Origin of the sequence: Brachyspira hampsonii 30446 (genome assembly GCF_000316195.1) — a bacterium.
Lineage (GTDB): Bacteria > Spirochaetota > Brachyspiria > Brachyspirales > Brachyspiraceae > Brachyspira > Brachyspira hampsonii_C.
This window is the reverse complement of record NZ_JH994111.1, coordinates 932,894-952,602: the sequence shown is the minus strand read 5'-3', so window position 1 is coordinate 952,602 and position 19,709 is coordinate 932,894. Positions and strand designations below refer to the sequence as shown.

The 19,709-nt window shown below is 25.9% G+C and carries 17 protein-coding genes and 2 tRNA genes; 12 read left to right on the top strand and 7 right to left on the bottom strand.

What is annotated here, in order from left to right; genetic code table 11:
• Window positions 1–105 precede the first annotated feature (105 nt).
• Both A966_RS09040 and A966_RS09035 read left to right on the top strand, forming a co-directional pair.
• Window positions 106–1,260: a cyclic nucleotide-binding domain-containing protein gene (locus A966_RS09040; protein ID WP_008724795.1), complete on the top strand. Its 1,155-nt coding sequence runs from the start codon at window positions 106–108 to the stop codon at window positions 1,258–1,260.
• A gap of 8 nt (window positions 1,261–1,268) precedes the next feature.
• Entirely contained in the window at window positions 1,269–2,441 is a 1,173-nt protein-coding gene (locus tag A966_RS09035; RefSeq protein WP_008724794.1) for a cyclic nucleotide-binding domain-containing protein, read from the top strand.
• 799 nt (window positions 2,442–3,240) lie between these two features.
• Here the strand turns inward: A966_RS09035 and groL are convergent.
• The 5 genes from groL to A966_RS09010 all read right to left on the bottom strand — a co-directional run bounded on the left by groL (window position 3,241) and on the right by A966_RS09010 (window position 6,470).
• Window positions 3,241–4,872: a chaperonin GroEL gene (gene groL, locus A966_RS09030; protein ID WP_008724793.1), complete on the bottom strand. Its 1,632-nt coding sequence runs from the start codon at window positions 4,870–4,872 to the stop codon at window positions 3,241–3,243.
• A gap of 185 nt (window positions 4,873–5,057) precedes the next feature.
• Entirely contained in the window at window positions 5,058–5,267 is a 210-nt protein-coding gene (rpsU, locus tag A966_RS09025; protein ID WP_008724792.1) for a 30S ribosomal protein S21, read from the bottom strand.
• A 28-nt stretch (window positions 5,268–5,295) separates the two neighbouring features.
• Window positions 5,296–5,369 (bottom strand) — tRNA-Met (locus A966_RS09020).
• A 29-nt stretch (window positions 5,370–5,398) separates the two neighbouring features.
• Window positions 5,399–5,471 (bottom strand) — tRNA-Met (locus tag A966_RS09015).
• Between the two features lie 60 nt (window positions 5,472–5,531).
• Window positions 5,532–6,470, bottom strand: a complete 939-nt coding sequence (locus A966_RS09010; RefSeq protein WP_008724791.1) for a hypothetical protein — start codon at window positions 6,468–6,470, stop codon at window positions 5,532–5,534.
• Between the two features lie 433 nt (window positions 6,471–6,903).
• Here A966_RS09010 and A966_RS09005 point away from each other — a divergent pair, with 433 nt between their 5' ends.
• The 6 genes from A966_RS09005 to A966_RS08980 all read left to right on the top strand — a co-directional run bounded on the left by A966_RS09005 (window position 6,904) and on the right by A966_RS08980 (window position 12,421).
• Entirely contained in the window at window positions 6,904–7,473 is a 570-nt protein-coding gene (locus A966_RS09005; protein ID WP_008724790.1) for a TetR/AcrR family transcriptional regulator, read from the top strand.
• On the top strand, window positions 7,451–9,064 hold the full coding sequence (locus A966_RS09000; RefSeq protein ID WP_039955622.1) for a ComEC/Rec2 family competence protein: 1,614 nt from the start codon (window positions 7,451–7,453) through the stop codon (window positions 9,062–9,064). The genes A966_RS09005 and A966_RS09000 overlap by 23 nt, the downstream gene beginning before the upstream one ends.
• Window positions 9,065–9,151: 87 nt before the next feature.
• Entirely contained in the window at window positions 9,152–9,436 is a 285-nt protein-coding gene (locus A966_RS08995; protein WP_008724787.1) for a hypothetical protein, read from the top strand.
• 29 nt (window positions 9,437–9,465) lie between these two features.
• The gene (locus tag A966_RS08990; protein ID WP_039955740.1) at window positions 9,466–10,728 is read left to right on the top strand and encodes a 3-deoxy-D-manno-octulosonic acid transferase; all 1,263 of its coding nucleotides are present in this window, start codon (window positions 9,466–9,468) and stop codon (window positions 10,726–10,728) included.
• Window positions 10,729–10,930: 202 nt separating this feature from the next.
• Window positions 10,931–11,617: a hypothetical protein gene (locus tag A966_RS08985; RefSeq protein ID WP_008724785.1), complete on the top strand. Its 687-nt coding sequence runs from the start codon at window positions 10,931–10,933 to the stop codon at window positions 11,615–11,617.
• A gap of 111 nt (window positions 11,618–11,728) precedes the next feature.
• The gene (locus A966_RS08980) at window positions 11,729–12,421 is read left to right on the top strand and encodes a hypothetical protein (protein ID WP_008724784.1); all 693 of its coding nucleotides are present in this window, start codon (window positions 11,729–11,731) and stop codon (window positions 12,419–12,421) included.
• Window positions 12,422–12,772: 351 nt separating this feature from the next.
• Here A966_RS08980 and A966_RS08975 read toward each other — a convergent pair whose 3' ends face one another.
• A complete protein-coding gene (locus tag A966_RS08975) occupies window positions 12,773–14,083 on the bottom strand; it encodes a bifunctional folylpolyglutamate synthase/dihydrofolate synthase (protein ID WP_008724783.1) in 1,311 nt (436 codons plus the stop codon).
• Between the two features lie 399 nt (window positions 14,084–14,482).
• Between A966_RS08975 and A966_RS08970 the strand changes: the two genes are divergently transcribed.
• From A966_RS08970 to A966_RS08955, 4 genes are all read left to right on the top strand, one after another.
• Window positions 14,483–14,938, top strand: coding sequence for a hypothetical protein (locus tag A966_RS08970; RefSeq protein ID WP_008724782.1), 456 nt, complete (start codon window positions 14,483–14,485; stop codon window positions 14,936–14,938).
• Window positions 14,939–15,304: 366 nt separating this feature from the next.
• Entirely contained in the window at window positions 15,305–15,718 is a 414-nt protein-coding gene (locus A966_RS08965) for a hypothetical protein (RefSeq protein WP_176719991.1), read from the top strand.
• Between the two features lie 157 nt (window positions 15,719–15,875).
• Window positions 15,876–18,530: a valine--tRNA ligase gene (locus A966_RS08960; protein WP_008724780.1), complete on the top strand. Its 2,655-nt coding sequence runs from the start codon at window positions 15,876–15,878 to the stop codon at window positions 18,528–18,530.
• 344 nt (window positions 18,531–18,874) lie between these two features.
• The gene (locus tag A966_RS08955; protein WP_008724779.1) at window positions 18,875–19,387 is read left to right on the top strand and encodes a hypothetical protein; all 513 of its coding nucleotides are present in this window, start codon (window positions 18,875–18,877) and stop codon (window positions 19,385–19,387) included.
• Between the two features lie 127 nt (window positions 19,388–19,514).
• On the opposite strand, the gene A966_RS08950 is transcribed toward A966_RS08955, so the two are convergent.
• A partial coding sequence (locus A966_RS08950) for a Txe/YoeB family addiction module toxin (protein ID WP_008724778.1) occupies window positions 19,515–19,709 on the bottom strand: 195 nt, incomplete at its 5' end.

Below are 19,709 nucleotides of genomic sequence, written 5' to 3'. Positions count from 1 at the left end.
AGTTAAATATGTTATCCGTTATCCATTATCCATTATATCTTTAACAATTATTAATATTACATCAATATTCAAAAAAAATCAATATCTCTTCTTAAGGTATAGAAAATGATAAACTATAAAGAAATAACTTTGAAAAAAAATTCTATTCTATTTATATCAGATCAATCTCCAAATGATAAATTCTATATTATAAAAAAAGGAAAAATTCTGTTTGAAAGTTATTTTGCAGATAATTTTCAACATGAAAATAAAAAAGGTGATATTATAGGTATAATAAGTGCTGTTCTAAATGAGCCGTATTTCTCCACAGCAAAAGTAATAGAAGACATAGAAGCATTTGAAATTGATGTTAGAGAAATAGAAAAAATCGATAATTCTGAAATATTAAATAAAATATATAAGCATCTAATAGACATAATGGAAATATGGGCAAAAAAATATTATTATTTCTTATCAAAGTATGCAAAAATTGATGCATCTTCTAAAGTCAACATAGAAGAATTAGCTAAAGCATATAAAAATGCAGGATTTGATGATGCTGTTTTAAAAATTTGTGAAAACAATAAAAATATAGAAAAAAGCATGGGAAAAATAAAAAAAATAGAAGATCCCAAAGAAATATCTAAAGGAGTTTTCAATTATAAAAAAGGAAGCTGTATATTTGCTGAAACTTCTTTAAGTGAGTATATTTATATTATTAAATCTGGTTCTGTTGGTGTATATAGCTGCTTTAATGGTAAAATTATAACTAGAGTAATATATTCTGAAAATGATATTTTTGGATACAAGGATATATTTGGTAAAAAATTAGTAACTACAACAGTTATGGCTATTGAAGACTCCATTATCAAAGTTGTAGATAAAAAAGAATTTGAAAATATGATACAAACTGATAAGTCTTTAAGAGTATATCTCATAAAGATGATGTCTGCTAGAACATACAATACAATATTAAGAATAAAGGCTATAAATATTAGTAATATCATATTAAAAATTTTAACAGTTATAGAAGGTCTGGTCAAATTAGAACTTTTATTTAAAAGAACAAATTATATATCATTAGCATACACAATAGATGATATATTGAGTATGGTTTTTATAAATTATAATGATTATGTTGAAAGAGAAATAAAGAAAATAAAAAGCATTAACATTACAAATGAAAAAAATATTATAATAAGCAATGTTAAGAATTTCTTTAAAGAATATGATAGATATAAAAAAAGAAATTCTGAAAAAATAGAAAAAGATTTATTTTAGGATTAAAAATGATAAATTATAATAAAATTCAATTTAAAAAATCGTCTATAATATTTATTGATGGACAGGAAGCAAAAAATTATTTTTATATAATAACTAAAGGAAGCATAATATCATATAATTATTTTACTGAAAACTACGACATATATCATAAAAATGGAGATATTATAGGTTTAGTTAATTCTGCTATAAATGCCCCTTATTTTGCAACTTCAAAAGCAGAAGAAGATAGTGAAGCTATAGAAATAAATATAGCTGAATTAGATAAAATTGATAATGTAAATATAATAGAAAAAATATATAATCATATATCAACATTAATGGAACTATGGCTTAATCAATACTATTTTATCTTTAGTAAAGAAAAAAATATAAACTGTAAAAAAGAAAATACAATATTAGAAATGGCAGAAATATATAAAAATAATGGATTTGATGATGCCGCATTAAAATTATATAATAAGTACATAGAGCAAAATGGAGAAACTGAAGAGTTAAAAAAGATTATATCAAAAATAAAACCATCAAATACAGCATGTCTTGTAATAGAAGGTATATACAAATTAGATAAAGGAACTTGTATATTCACAGAACTAGAAACTACAGAAAAACTATATATGGTTATGTCTGGAAAAATAGGAGTATACAGCATATTTAACTCCAAACAAATTACAAGAATTATATGTTCGGATAATGAAGTGTTCAGTGGATATGCTTCTAATAAAAATAATGATTTATTATTAACCACAGCAATAGCATTAGAAGATACAATAATCAAAATATTAAAAAGAGAAGATATGTTAGAATTAGTAAAAACAGATAGAGCATTGAGAGAATACTCTATAAAGTTTTTTTCTATGAGAATATACAATATTATGAGAAGCATCAATAGCTTCAAAATAAAAAATATAATTGGAAAATTCATGTTAGTATTAGAAAGCATAGTAAAAAAAGAAATTTTATTTAAAGAAACCAATACTTTAAATCTCAAATATAATGTTTATGATATATTGAGTATAACAGGCGTTCAATATAATGAATATTCATCAAGAGAAATTAAGAAAATAAAAACAATAAAAATTGATAGTGATGGAAATATAATGATTCCTGATATAAAAAAATTTATGAAAGAGTATGATAGATTTCAAAAAATCAACTTCAGCAGAACTGAAGATGAATAATATTTTTATCTAATACACTGTGCTGCAATATAATAGAGTTGCTTCAAAACTCAATTTATAAATTTTTAAACTGTAGTTATAGCTTCACATTTGTGCCGAGCTCTGCACTGCTTATTTTGCGATGCTGTGCGTGCCGACGAAGTTCACCTCGCGAAGCGTGCCTTTGGCAGGTGTCAGCAGGAGAGAAGCAGGAAAAATCCTCCTACAGCGAAAGACTGCATATTTACATACCAAAGCAATTATTTATAAAACATGTAAAACATTATTTTATAAATTATAAAATTACTAAATTTTTATATATAATCTTGTCAAGTAGTTTTGAAACAAGTATAATAGACCTGTTGCAATTTTGTACATACATATAGTGATATTATTATATAATAAATTTAAAAATAATATTTATAGTTTTAATAATTGGGGCTTTGCCTACGAAGTACACAGTCGTGCCAAACCCCACTTCTTTTGTGACGCTGTCCGCCTTCGGTGTGGCACATACGAAGTACGCCTGTGGCGAAAGGCTGCATTTTTATATCTTATTTGTATAAAATTATATCACATTTAAAACAAAAAATAATATATAAAACTACTATAAATAAAATTTATATTATATATTTTTAATCATAACTGTATAAAAATACAAAATTGCAACAGGTCTAATAATCCGCATTATGTAATGTGATGTAAAGAAATCTAAAATTGTTTGTAAATTACTTTTGAAACAAGTATTATAAAAAATAAAGCCCCAGTAAAATACTGAGGCTTTTTATTATAAACTTAATTATTATTTATAGGCTATTTATTAATACATACCGCCCATTCCGCCGCCAGGCATTGGAGGCATTGGTTTTTCAGGTTCTGGTATATCAGTAATAATAACTTCAGCAGTTAATACTTGACTAGCAATAGAAGCAGCATTTTGTAAAGCACTTCTAGAAACTTTAGCAGGATCAATAATACCAGCTTTAAGCATATCAACCCATTCATTAGTAAGAGCATTGAAACCCATATTGCCTTTTTGTTTTTTAGCTTCAATAGCAACAACAGAACCGTCTAAACCAGCATTTGTAGCTATCATTCTTATAGGCTCTTCTATAGCTCTTTTTACTATATTAACTCCAACTTGTTCATCAGGATTTTCTAAAGTTAAAGATTCTAATTTATGCTGAGCATGTAAGTAAGTAATACCGCCGCCAGGAATTACTCCTTCTTCAACAGCAGCACGAGTTGCAGATAAAGCATCTTCTACTCTAGCTTTTTTCTCTTTCATTTCTACTTCAGTAGCTGCCCCTATATTGATAACAGCAACACCGCCTGAAAGTTTAGCAAGTCTTTCTTGTAATTTTTCTCTGTCATAATCGCTGTCAGTTTCTTCTATTTGTTTTTTAATAGCAGCAACTCTAGCTTTTACATCTTCTTTGCTTCCAGCACCTTCAACTATAGTAGTATTTTCTTTATCTACAGTGATTTTTTTAGCTTTACCAAGCTGTTCAACAGAAGCATTTTCAAGTTTCATACCTAAATCTTCGCTGATAACTTGTCCGCCTGTTAAAATAGCTATATCTTCAAGCATAGCTTTTCTTCTGTCGCCAAAACCAGGAGCTTTAACAGCACATACATTTAATACTCCTCTCATTTTGTTAAGTACCAAAGTAGCCAAAGCTTCATTTTCAATATCTTCAGCGATAATAATGAAAGGTCTTCCAGTCTGAGCAATTTTTTCAAGTATAGGAAGAAGTTCTTTCATGTTAGAGATTTTTTTATCATAGATAAGAAGTAAAGCATCTTCTAATTCAGCAGTCATACTATCTCCGTTAGTTACGAAATATGGAGAGATATAACCTCTGTCAAACTGCATACCTTCTACCAAAGAAAGACTAGTTTCTAAAGATTTAGCTTCTTCTACAGTGATAACGCCTTCTTTACCAACTTTTTCCATAGCATCACTGATTAAAGCACCAATTTCTTTATCATTGTTAGCAGAAATAGTAGCAACCTGAGCAATTTCTTCTTTGCCTTTAATTTGTTTAGCTTCAGATTTGATATAAGCAACTATTTCGCTAACAGCTTTTTCTATACCTCTTTTAATAAGCATAGGATTAGCACCGCTAGTTACATTTTTCAAACCTTCTTTAACCATAGCCTGAGCTAAAACAGTAGCAGTAGTTGTACCGTCGCCTGCAACATCATTAGTTTTAGTAGAAACTTCTTTAACTATTTGAGCACCCATATTTTCAAATGGATCTTCCAATTCTATTTCTTTAGCGATAGTTACACCATCATTTATTATAGTAGGAGGACCGAATTTTTTGTCTATTACAACATTTCTTCCGCGCGGTCCTAAAGTTACCTTTACGGCATTAGCTAAAGCATCAACCCCACGCATGAGGGCTCTTCTAGCTTCTTCATCAAATAATAGCTGTTTTGCTGCCATATATTTTCTCCTTATAAGTATTATTAAATTAAATTATTAGCATTATTAAACTTTTAAAATTATTTCATTTTAAAATTGAAACAATTATACATCAAAAATTAAATATTTTCAAGTATATATATATTAATTAGATAAAAAAAGCATTGATATAAAAAATACCAATGCTTTTAAAAAATACAGATAAATTAAAGCAAACCTAATCTGCGTTCTTTTTTGATTTTTCTTTTCATTCTTTTAAGAGCTTTTTCTCTTTGAAGTTTTTTTTCAAGAGAAGGTTTTTTATAGAACTGTTTTTCTTTAAGGTCTTGTAAAATACCTTCGTTTTCACAAGCTCTGCGGAATCTTTTAATAACGCTTTCTACTGGTTCGCCTTCATTAGCGAATACTCTTACCAATTAACTCACCTGCCTTTTTATAAGATATTAGCGGCGAAGGGACTTGAACCCCTGACACTGCGGATATGAGCCGCATGCTCTAACCACCTGAGCCACGCCGCCAAAAATAATAAGCCTATATTTTCGGCTATTAGCGGGGGCAGGACTTGAACCTACGGCCTTTGGGTTATGAGCCCAACGAGCTACCAACTGCTCCACCCCGCGATGTAAATTATTAAAATATTAAAAGATTATACATGCTTTTTTTAAAATGTCAAGCATTTTTTATATAAACTTCATTAGAAACTCATCGGGTTTTAATGCCTCGCCCGATTCAAATAAGCCTATTATGTACTTGTTTATAAATATCTTTTCTTTTTTTATGCGTACTTCAGCAAATAAATCTTCATCTCTTAATTTTGATAATAATCTTGCTGCCTTATCTCTTTTCCAATTAAACATATCCATTAAATCTACTATTCTTACATAAGGAGTTATGAATATAATATAAAATACATTAGAATCTGCAAGTTTTTTAAAGTTCTTATTAAGAAGCAGTCTAGCCTTTAACCGCATCAAATCATTTTGAACAAAACTTATAGTATCTACTGCATATAAACATATACCCCTTAAAAATTTAAGGTATCTTATTATAGATTCCTCATTAGAAGAATTATCACTAATAGTAGCTTCAAAAAATTGATACGGATATAATATTGGTGTGTCTAATAACTTCAATTTATATGAATATATATTAAATACAATCCTGCATATTATAAAACTGTTGGAATACTCTTTTACATATTCATAAGATACTTTTTGATAAACTAATAATTTTAAAAGAGGATCTAAATCTAAACTATCTATATATTTTAAATCTTCATCATAACTTTTATCTATGATAATAGTCTTATCTTCAAAACTGCTTACTATATTTGAAAGAATAGAAGAATTATATTCTTTTTCTGAATACTCCTTCAATATCCTAAATTCTTTATGCTTAGAATGATATTCCTCTAATATACTATATGATATCATACCAATATCTTTATACTCATAATGATTGGCAGGATTTAATATCAATGATAATATACTTAGAAGATATTCCGAGTTCTTCAATGAAATACATGACATTCTAAAATCATAATAAGCATGCCAAGTTTTAGCAAGCTCTTTTAAAATATTTACATTATCAAATACTTCTATATTAAATCTATTATACATATAAATATATTATCATAAAAATATTTAATTCTCAATAGAAATTTATACATCATAAATTTGTTAGACTTGTTTCAAAACTAATTTTTTATAATTTTATGGATAATAGCCATACAAAGCATACAGTAGTGCTGCACTCTGCCTACTTGCAACATCCCACCTTCTTTTGTAATTCTCTACCACTACGGAAATACAAAGTTCTATCGCTATAAATACCTAGTAAGCTCCGATTTTGCGTTAGGAAAAATAGTATACATATTAATATACTAAAACTGTAATTTATACAACATATAAAACATTATATCCTCAATCTTTTATTTAATAATTTTTATACTTAATATTTTAATTAACTTTTGAAACAACTCTATTTTAATAACTTTGACAAATAATAAATACAGTATATAATATAATTAAATATGGCTTAAAGGTTAGCAAAATGACTCCTCGTGAACAGATAGTAAATGCTGGAAAAAGATTATTCAAAAAATACGGATTCAAAAAGGCATCTATGAGTGATATAGCTCTAATGGTGCATAAATCAAAAAGCAGTATTTATCATTATTTTAAAAGTAAAGAAGAAATATTTTTTGCAATAGCCGAAAATGAAGCTAATGATCTAAAAAAAGAATTATATGAAGCAATAAAAAAAGAAGATACCGCAGAAACAAAATTAAGAGCATATATTCTAACAAGGCAAAAAGGTTATATAAAACTAGCAAATCTTTACGAAGCACTTCACAGTGAAATATTTGAAGACTTTACTCTTATAGAACATATGAGAGCACAATATCATAAAGAAGAATATAATACTATAAAAATGATATTAAGAAGCGGAGTAAAAAAGGGGTTGTTTAATATAGATTTAAGACTTGCAACTGAGGCGGTTCTTGCAATAATAAAAGGTTTTGAATTAGAATGGGCTAAAAACAAAAATTCAGAGCTTTATGAAAAAGATTTAGATACTATTGTAAATATTATTTTCTATGGAATCGTTAAAAGAAATTAAAAATTATAATAAAAACTTTTTTCTATATCCTCTCACATATATAACATACATTACATTATTTTTTGCTGTTGGTATAGCTATAGCATTCAAAACTAATAAATTTCTTAATATTTCAATTATTATAGCTTTTATATTTATAATTTTATCAATAGTATCAGAATTAAAAAATAAATTAAATATCTCTATAATAATACTCATGTTTTCATGCTTATTTATAGGATATAGTTATACAATTATTAGATACTATGATATATTAAAAAATCCTCTTAGTAATTTTGACAAACCAATAAAAGCATACAATGCCAAAATATTATCCTATGACGGAGTTATTGGCTTCAGAGATAGATATATTGCTTATGTGGATAAAGTTTATGATGGAACTAATTGGTATGATTATGCAGGAAATATAAGGCTTTATAATAATTCATTAAAAACATTATTTATTAATGATGAAATAACGGTATCTTCAAAAATAAATTTATATAAAAACATATTAACTAATGATGATATTTACAATTCAAAAATAATAATTGAAGTTTTAGCTGATAGAATGCTTTATGGTGCAGCAAGTATATACCAATATAATAATTTTGTAATTCAGAAAAACGGATTTTCTATTATTAATTATATAAATGCTTATTCTATAAAAATAAGAAACATAATAAAAAAGTCATTAGGTTCAAATATGCATGCTATACCCTACTCCATAGCTCAAGGAATAATGATAGGAGATAAAAACATAATACCTTATCATATAAGACAATATTTTATAGATGCAGGAATATCTCATATACTTTCTATATCCGGTCTTCATATTTCAATGATACTGTCAATTTTATTTTTAATGCTATCATTCTTTCCTATAAACTTTTATAAAAGAATATTAATATCAACAATAATAACCATAATAATATATCCGCCTATAACATTATTTTCTGTTTCTATAATAAGAGCAAGTATAATGGCATTTTGTCTGCTTATATCATATTATTTTGACAGAAATAGAAATTCTATTAATGCATTATTTTTATCAGCCTTAATTATATTACTACTAAATCCTAATTCTATTAAAGATATAAGTTTTCAATTCTCGTTTTTAGCAACACTTGGAATAATTATTTACTATCCGATATTCAATTTTTATATAATAAAAAACATAAGAAATATCAATACAAACAATAAAATTACTTTATTAATAAAAAATATTTCTATAAACCTATTAATATTTTTATCTATAAATATATTTGCACTTATAACCGTAATTCCGCTAAGCATACATCATTTCTCAATACTAAATATGACTTCTATAATATCCAATATATTCGCCGTGCCTATATCTTTTATAATACTTTCATCTTCGCTAATAACAATAATAACATATCAAATATATACACCATTATCAATTTTTCCTTCTAAAACAACAGAATTTTTTTCAGAACTTTTAATAAACTTGTCAAATAAATTCAGCAATATAAATTTCCTAAAATATGAATTAAACTTAAACTTATATTCTGCAGTATTTATAACATTTATAATAGTATTTATAGGAATTTTAATAAGAATAAAAATGAATAAATTAAATGCTTTATAATTGAAAACTTATAAAAATTAAATAATAATTTAAATTTAAAACAAAATTTACTTTGACAATTATATATATTTTAGTATAATTCAAACTATGAATAAATATATTTTAATACATAAAATAGTTAACGCTTCTATATTTATGCTTTTTCCTATAGCAGCATTTTACATTATAGAGCATAATAATATAAAAACAGGAATATATGAGGCTATTTTTATTATAGTAAATACTATTGAGATATTATTATTTATTTTATTTACAATAGTATTTTTTAAATGTGAATGGGGTACAAGAAAACAACATGCTTTAGTAAAGGCAGGTATTTCTTTTATTGTATATTTACTTATTATTATAATGACTATAGCAGCTATTTTTTAACTTAAAGGAAATCATCAATGCAGAATTTTTTGCAGAAATTTTTGATGTCTGTATATACAATATTCGGATATATTTTTTATCCTGTAATATTTATAGCTTTTTCAATTATGATGATATTTAATAAACCTATCAGAAAAGGGGCTTTATCAAGATTAGGATTTATATACCCAAAGGAAAATAATAAAAACGCTGTATGGATACATGCTGTAAGTGTTGGTGAGATAGTAGCCGTTAAAGAAATAATATTTACTTTGATAGAAAAAGGTTATTCCATTTATTTATCAACTACTACGGTAGGAGGATATGATATAGCTAAAAAAAATTATGGGGATAAAGTAGAATTATTTTATCTTACTTTAGATTATCCTCATATGATTAATAAACTTATAAATTTAATTTCACCTGAATATGTAATGATAGCAGAAATAGAAATATGGCCTACACTAATATATTCGCTTCATAAAAAACTTATACCTCTATATATGATCAATGGAAGAATAGGAAAAAAAGAAATAAAAGGATACAAAAATTTTAAATTCTTTTTCAAGCCTTATTTTAATATGTACACTAAAATATTAGCTCAAAGCAATATTGATAAAGAAAATATGATATATATAGGAATGCCTGAATCTCTTATAACTGTTACAGGAAATTTAAAATATGATATAACTTATTTTGTAGATGAAAAAAAAATAGATGATTTAGAAAGCATGATACCAGTAAATAAATTCGTTATAGTAACAGGCAGCACACATGCAGGAGAAGAAGAACTTATATTAAAGGCTATAAATAAACTCGCAATTAAAGATGAAGTATATATGGTTATAGTACCAAGAGATATAAGCAGGGGCGAAGATATACAAAAACTAGCTAGTAAATTAGGTTATGACATGCCCCTTTATACTGACTATGATAAAACATCTGAAGACGGAATAATTATAAACACCATAGGAGAATTATTAAATTGGTATAAACTCTCTGACTTAGTTATAATGGGCGGCACATTTATGGGTACTATGGGCGGACATAATATATTAGAAGCTATTTATTTTAAAAAAGCGGTTATAGTTGGAAAATATATGTATAATTTTATAGAAATATACGAATATATGAAAGAAGCTGTACTTACATGTGATGATAAAGAAAAACTTGCAGAAACAATAAAAGAAGCATATCAAAATGAAGAACTCAGAAATTATTTGGCTGAAAAAGCATATAATTTACTAATACAAAACAAAGGTGCATCTCAGAGAACTATATCAATTATAAATAAGCATCAGGGTATAGTATAATTATAAGCATGTTTTCATATTGACTTTTATATAAAACAATTTATACTAGCATTGGGTTTATGAAGATTTGTGAGATATTTATACTTAAAAAATTTCTTTATTTATCTTTGCAATTTTTTTTATTAATTTATTTTTTTAATCTTTTATTTATACTAAATTATTTCATATATCTATCATAAATATCAAAGTTTAAGGAAATAATATGAAAAAAGTTATTGTACTAATTAGCTTACTTATAATGACATCGGTATTAGCTTACTCTCACTCTTTAGGTTTAGGTCTTTACATTCCATTAGGAGGAAGTATTCCTAGTTTATATCAAAATGATAATTTAAATCCAGCTTCATCATTAAGTCCAAAATCAGCATTTGAAATGGGTGTAATATTTCAGCCTAGAGTTAATTTTAAAATGAGTGCAATAAGTTATAATTATATATCTTTAGGAGTGGATTTTGGCTGGTATAGAGATACATTTAAATTTCAAACTAGTACAAAAAACTTTACACATCAATTTGACAGTATTATGACTGGTATTAATTTAGAATGGCGTCCTTTAATATTTCAATTAGGTATAGGAGGAGGTGTTAAATTTCCTCTTTCAGGAGCATACTTAGAAAATAACAATGGTACCAAATTAAGCGGAGGCGATTTATACAGCAGATTTAATAATACGATTATACCATATGTAAGACTTTATACAGGTATAAATTTGGTTGTTTTAAGTTTATCATTCTATGTTAATTTTGACATACCATACTATCAGATAAAAGATAATTTAGCTTTATTAGGGGAAGGATATAAATATAGCGGAAAATTAGCTTCTGTTGATATAGGTGCTCAAATAGGTGTACATTTAGATATATTTGAATTTGGAGATAATGGAATATAATATATAAGTTTGACTCTTTATTATAGAAATCATATTAATTTTAAAAGTTTTATAACATTAAAAAAAATATTCTAAATTATTACTCAATTCATTAGCATTTAAGGAATAAATATGAAAAAAAGTATTATACTAATAACTATATTTATAACAACATCAGCATTAGCATATTCTCATATTTTTGTAATGAGTTTATATGTTCCATTAGCTGGAAGCCGTCCTAATTTTTATCAAACTGGTATTTTATCAGAGTATTTAACAGAACAGGCAGAATCCGCATTTGAAGCAGGAGTTATATTTCAGCCGTCAATTTATTTTACAATAGACAAATTCCATTATGTAGTATTAGGAGTAGATTTCGGCTGGTATAGAGATACATTTCAATTTCAAGACTTCACACATGAATTTGATAGCATTATTACTGGACTTAGTCTTGAATGGAAGCCTTCAATATTCCAAATAGGTATAGGAGGCGGTGTAAAATTTCCATTATCTGGTAAATATTCGAGAGGAAACAATTATACATTATTAGATTACAATGCTTTATCATCAAGATTTAATAATCTAGTTATACCTTATGTAAAACTTTATACTGGTGTAAATTTCTTTTTAGTAAGTTTATCATTCTATGTTAATTTTGACATACCAACCATACAGATAAAGAATAATTTAGCCTCATTAGGCGAAGGATATAAATATAGCGGAAAATTAGCTTCTGTTGATCTAGGTGTTCAGATTGGTATACATTTACCTATTATAGAATTTGGCAAAAAGAATTATTATTATGACTTTAGAAATAACATATAGCATTATAAAAATTTTGTACAATTAATTTATTAAGTATTTAAATCTATATTTGAAAAATTAGATTTGTTTAAAAATTAATTTTATTTATAATTGCACGGCAAATAGCCAGCACATCACAAAGTCGTGCAAACGAAGTAGATATTTGGTATAATGAGAGTAATCAATCTCCTGAAGCGTATCTACGAAAGAGAGAAGCATGCGAAGACAATTAGGTAAAATCCTCATATTTATATACTAAAATAACAACAAAATATAATATATATTTTTATAATTGATTAATTATAAAATTTTTATATATAAGCCCATCAAGTAGTTTTAAAGCAAGTATAATATATTATTTTGTAAATATTTTTATATATCCATATCTTTATATAAACTTATAAATTCACTAGCAGCATATAATGAACCTATGACAAGTACAGGTTTATTATTTTTATTAATTGATTTTATATCCTTAATAGCATCATGAAAAATTGGTATATGCTTAACATTACTATTATCTTTAAAATATTGATAAGTTTTATAGCTATCTGTTTCTTTATGAGATACATTATCAGGGGAGCTTAATATTATTAACGAATCATGTCTTTTTAATACATCAGCCATATTTTTTATATCCTTCTGACTTAAAGGAGCAAATAATATTATGATGTCATCATACCATTTATATATAGTATTGAGTATTCTTTCTAATGATTTTGAATTATGAGCACCGTCCACTATTATATCAGGATTCCTATGCATAAATGTAAGGCGTGCATTTATATTAAAATCTTTTAAAGACTTTATAGCTTCATTAATATTTTTTTCTGTATGATTATTATCCTCTTTAAGAAGCAGATTTAATGCTTTAAAAGAAAGAGAGATATTTTCTGCCTGATGTTCTCCGAGCAAAACAGTTGAAAAGTTATATTTTTTATTATTATCAATATAATTAAATTCTAATTTTTCATTACTGTTGAGTATTATTTCAGCATCAAAATCTTTTTTAAAAATATATAATTTGCAATTATTTTCTTTTGATATATCCTCTATTATTTTTATAGAATTTTCTTCCTGACATGCTGAGATTACAACGGAATTAGGTTTTATGATTCCTGCTTTCTGTGCAGTTATTTCTTCTATAGTATATCCCAATATATCCATATGATCATAAGATATTGATGTAAGAATACTTATATAGGACTCCACTATATTAGTACAGTCCAATTTTCCGCCTATACCAACTTCAATACATGCATACTCTACGCCTTTTATAAAAAAGTAATATAATCCCATTATTGTGAATATCTCAAAGACGGTTATATTACTATATATTTCATTATTATCTACAATATTCTTTATTTTTTTTGTTATATAGAGAAAATCTTCTTCGCTTATCCATTCTTCATTTATAGATATTCTCTCTCTTTCATTAACTATATGAGGTGATATGAAAGCTCCAGACTTATAGCCTATAGATGAAATCATTTTAGACAATACTAATGTTGTAGATCCTTTGCCTTTTGTTCCTGTTACATGTATAACTTTAAAAATCTGTTTGTATCCTAGAATATTTAAAATACTTTGCACATTGTTTATATGATTAAAACTATTTTTATGCAATGTCTTTTTACCCATAAAAGAGTATATATAGTCTAAAGCTTCATTCATATTCTCCATAATTGTTTCCATTATCTAACATATTTTCTTTGTATCTTTCAAATGTATAAGAATATCATATTTTAAAAAAGACTGCAATATAAAAGAATAAAATCTATTAAATAAAATTTACAGATTAAATTTTTAATATAATTACAATATTTAGTGTATATACTTAAAAGAACTTTAATTTTATATCAAAATATGTTTTTATATTTTTCATTATATATATTATTAAATTTAATATTATACTTGTATTCAATAATTTACATTACAAAATAAATATATATACTTTTTACTTAAATAAAAACACAATATATAAATATACATTATATTAATATAGATAAAATTATTAATAACTTGACAAAATACAAATCTAAAATATTATATAATGTATAAAAATATAGAATTGGAGGAGTAATGTCCAATTTAACAAAAGCAAATAAAAATATATCAAATTATAGAAGACAAAACTATAATAATTTATCAATGGTATCCAGAACTTGCAATGGTTTAGGTAATTTACTTACTAATGCTGCTAACAATTTAGATTATCAAAATCGTAAATATGGATTAGAAATAATATCTGTTTACGATAAGCCTCGTATAATAGTTAGAGATATGGAATCTAAACTATTTGCTAGAAGAGATCTTTATTACGCTCAAGAACGATCTATCAATAATGAAAAGCTTATTTTAAATACTGCAGGGACTATTTTAAAAATAGTAGGTCTTGTTTTAGACAGATTTAATAACAATACAGTGAAAATCAGCAATACTTCTTCTGTTTGTATTCCTGAAAGTAAATCTGAAATATTTGATTTATATCCAAAACTCGATGAATATGGTAAAGTAAGATATTCTATTAAACACTAAAATAATTTTTCATTAAAATCTTAGTTCTATATTTAATTATAAGTTAAATATAGAACTTTTTATTTTTATAAAAAAAGATAATATGTTATTGACAAAATATTCTATATAGCTATACTATAAATAATTAAGTATACTATTAACAAAAGTTATAGTATACTAATTAATATATCTTGTACAAGATATATTAATTAGTATTAATCCTAAGATACTAATTAATTCAAAATACTAAGACAAGGAGTTCCTATGATTAAATATAAAACATATAATTATAATACAAATACTATTTCCAACAATATGTTACCAAGTGTACCTTATCAACAGAATATCAATTCAACAAATTATAATACCAAACCAGAACAATATTTAATGAGTTCTCAATATTCCACTTTAGATCCTAAAATTGTATCATATGTTTCAATTGGAGCTTCAGTTATTTCTTGTGGGTTAAAAATATTTTCATATCTGTACAATCCTAATCGCAGATATGTAGAAGAAACATTTATAAGAAAAAATCATGAAGTAACTGTAATAAGAGATATAATTACTAAGCTATTTGCTTCAAAAGCTAATTTTTATGATCAAGAAAGAAATATTAATTCTACAAAAAATGCTTTAAATCTTGGTGCTGATATTTTTAGTGGTTTATCATATATTTGCAACAATTATTGTACAAATAACCTTATAAATCATAATAATTATATTCCATATCTTCAAAATGGTTATAATTTGAATTTGATTGGATATGATTATTTTGGAAATCCAGTGTATGGAATGAATTGAGTTTAAATTTATCAAATAATTGGTGCTGCTTTTTTAATTAAAGGCAGCACTTTTTATTTATTAAGTTTATTTTAATAATTGAAAAATATCGTATATAGTATAAAATATCATATCAATTTTTAGTATTAATTTGAGATTTTATCGGAGGAAAAAGAATATGAAACATACTTTAGAAGGAGCATATACTCCTAAAAATATTGAGGACAAATTATATAATTTCTGGAAGGAAAACGGATTTTTTCATGCCGTTATGGATAAAAATAAAGAGCCATATTCTATAGTCATACCTCCTCCAAATGTTACAGGCGTACTTCATATGGGACATGGACTTAATAATACGCTTCAGGATATACTTATAAGATTTCATAGAATGCTAGGTAAATGCACTTTATGGATGCCGGGAACCGACCATGCAGGTATTGCTACGCAGAATGTTGTTGAAAGAAGATTAAAAGCCGAAGGCAAAAATAAATATGATTTGGGAAGAGAGGCATTTGTTAAAAAAACTTGGGAAGTAGCTAATGAACATCATTCTATAATAGTAAAACAATTAGAAAAAATAGGCTGTTCTTGTGATTGGGAGAGAGAAAGATTCACTCTTGATGAAGGATTAAGCAATGCTGTTAGAGAGGTATTTGTTGAGCTTTATAATCAGGGTTTAATATACAGAGGAAAATATCTTATTAACTATTGTCCTAGCTGCGGTACTGCTTTGGCTAATGATGAAGTAGAACATGAAGAGGTGGCAGGAGCTTTGTATCATGTTAAATACCAAGTAGAAGGCACTGACGAATATATTGAAGTAGCAACTACAAGACCTGAAACTATTTTGGCAGATGTTGCTATTGCCGTTCACCCAGATGATGAAAGATATGCACATCTTACAGAAGAGAATGTTTTGATACTTCCTATAGTAGGCAGAAAATTAAGACTTGTAAAAGATACTTATGTTGATAAAGATTTTGGTACAGGGGCTTTAAAAATAACACCAGCCCATGATCCTAATGACTTTGCTATAGCTCAAAGACATAATTTAGATATTATCAATATATTAAATCCAGACGGTACATTCAATGAAAATACCCCTTCTAATTATCAGGGTAAAACTGTAAAAGAGGCAAGAGCTTTAATTATACAGGAACTTGAAAAATTAGGTGCTTTTGTTGGAAAGGATAATATTAAACACCAAGTAGGACACTGCTACAGATGTCATAATGTTGTAGAGCCTTATTACAGCGATCAATGGTTTGTAAAAATGAAGCCCTTAGCAGAAAAAGCATACAAAGCTGTTAATGACGGCAATACAAAGATTTATCCAGAAAGATGGATTAATACTTATAATCACTGGATGACTGATATTAGAGATTGGTGTATAAGCAGACAATTATGGTGGGGGCATAGGATTCCTGTATGGTACTGTGATGACTGCGGCGAGATGATGGTGTCCAAAACTGATATTACAGAATGCTCTAAATGTAAATCTAAAAATATTCATCAAGATGAAGATGTGCTTGATACTTGGTTTTCTTCTTGGCTATGGCCTTTTTCTACTTTCGGCTGGCCTGAAGTTAATGAAGAATTAAAATATTTCTATCCTACTACTGCACTTGTTACAGGTTATGATATATTATTCTTCTGGGTTGCTAGAATGATTATGGCTGGAGTTCATTTTATGAATGATGTGCCTTTTAAAGATGTTTATCTTAACGGACTTATAAGGGATAAAATCGGAAGAAAAATGTCTAAAAGTTTAGGCAACGGTATTGACCCTATAGAAATTATTGATGAGCATGGAGCTGATGCTTTTAGATTCACTTTATCATTCATAACTTCATTAGGAGGTCAGGATATTTGGCTTGACAGAGAACTTTTCAAAATGGGAGGAAAGTTTGCTAATAAAATATACAACAGTGCTAAATATATTTTCGGCAACATTGAAGATAATGCCAATATAAAAGATTTAGATAATTTTGAACTTGAAAATAAAGATAAATGGATATTATCAAGACTTCAGAAAGCTATTGATGATACAACTAAAAAATTAAAAGAGTACAGATTTGATGAGGCTTCTCAAACTATTTATAAATTTTATTGGAATGAGTTCTGCGATTGGTATATAGAGATAAGTAAATTTGATTTAAAAGATGAAAGCAAAAAAGAAAAAACTATTGCTGTTCTTTTATATGTCATTGAAGAGTCAATGGCTATGATTCACCCATTTATGCCTTTTATCACAGAAGAGATATATTCTAATTTACCTAAACATAATATTGATTCAAAGGCATTGATGATTAGAGAATATCCTAAAGCTAATAGTAAATATATATTTGAAGATATAGAAAAAGATTTTAACTTAATTCAGGATATAGTATCTGGAATAAGAAACTCCCGTTCATCATTTAATTTGCCTCCTAACAAAAAACTTGATGTTATAATAAGATACACTTCAGACTATTTCAAAAATACAACAGAAAGCTATAAAGATATTATATCATCGCTATCACTTACTGAGTCCTTAAATATAGTTTCTTCAAAAGATACTCAAAGAAATAAAGGAGCTTTTGTTAAAGTATTTGAAGGCGGTGAGATAAATGTTAATCTTGTTGGCATAATAGATTTAGAAGCTGAGAAAAAGAGATTGGAAAAAGAGGCATCTAAATATAAAAAAGATTTGGAAGCAGTAAACAAAAAACTTTCTAATGAAAACTTTATGAGTAAAGCTAAACAGGAAGCTATTGATACAGAAAACAGAAAGAAAAAAGAGTTTGAAGATAAATTAAAAGGTATAGAGGAAGTTTTGGCTTCTTTATAATTTTAATGCTTAAATAATATTTTTAATAAAAGTAAAATTAAAAACTTGGCTTATATTTTTGAAAAATGTAGGTCAAGTTTTTATAAATTTATTACTTGACAAATATTTTTAGTTTTTAATGCTTCCTGAACTATAAATAATTTAAATTTGAGAGTATCTTTTTACTGATAGTAGTATCCTTTTATTTGTTTTATGTTCAAAAAATATTATAACAAGGATACTAGTTTTTTATATATAAAAATCTCAAAAACTTACACTCCTAAATAAATTTTAAATATTAGCATATTTACTTTTATAAAATATAGAGTATAATTATTAAAAAATAATTTTTATGGGTGTAAAATATGTGTAATTATAAAATAAATTTTTCTAATCCGATTCATTATGAAGATATTAATAATCTAACAACTAAAAATGGAATATATTACATTTTTTTCAAAAGATATGGTGAAGATTATCAAGTGCATGATATACCATTATATATAGGTAAAGTATGTAGAGAAGATAAAAAAAGTAAAGGAATACAAGAAAGAATTAAAGAACATTTTTCTTTAAATGATGATAAAATAAATAATTACATTCATAGTATTATGTTTTATCCAAAAGATAATCAAGGTATCATTACATTACAAGGTACACAAGATAATATAGAATTATTACCAGCTGTTTATGTAGCATATTGTGAATTAGATGAAAGTGAGGATATAGAAAAGATAGAAGCAGCTTTAATATATGATAATAGAGATAAATTAATTTTAAATGAGAAAGGAAAAGAATCTTATAATAAAGGTAATATAATTATAGATATTGAAGGTGAAACTTATGGATTAAAATCACACACTAGTTTACAAAATTAATCTTTTATTAAGAAATCTATAAGCTTTTTCTAAAGTATATAACAGAATTATTATTTTTATATAAATATCTGTAGTTATGATATATTGATTTTTTATATAATTTTTATTATTTAAATGATGAAATATTTTAATTATTTTTATAGTGGGTTTTACATCCAACTATGAATAAATTATTATCTTCAATATAGTATACTAATCTATGTTCATAATTTATTCGCCTAGAATATAATCCGTTTAATTCACCTTTTAATCTCTCTGGTTTTCCTATACCAATCAATAAACCATTTCTTTCTATATCTTTTATGAGATCATTAATTTTTTG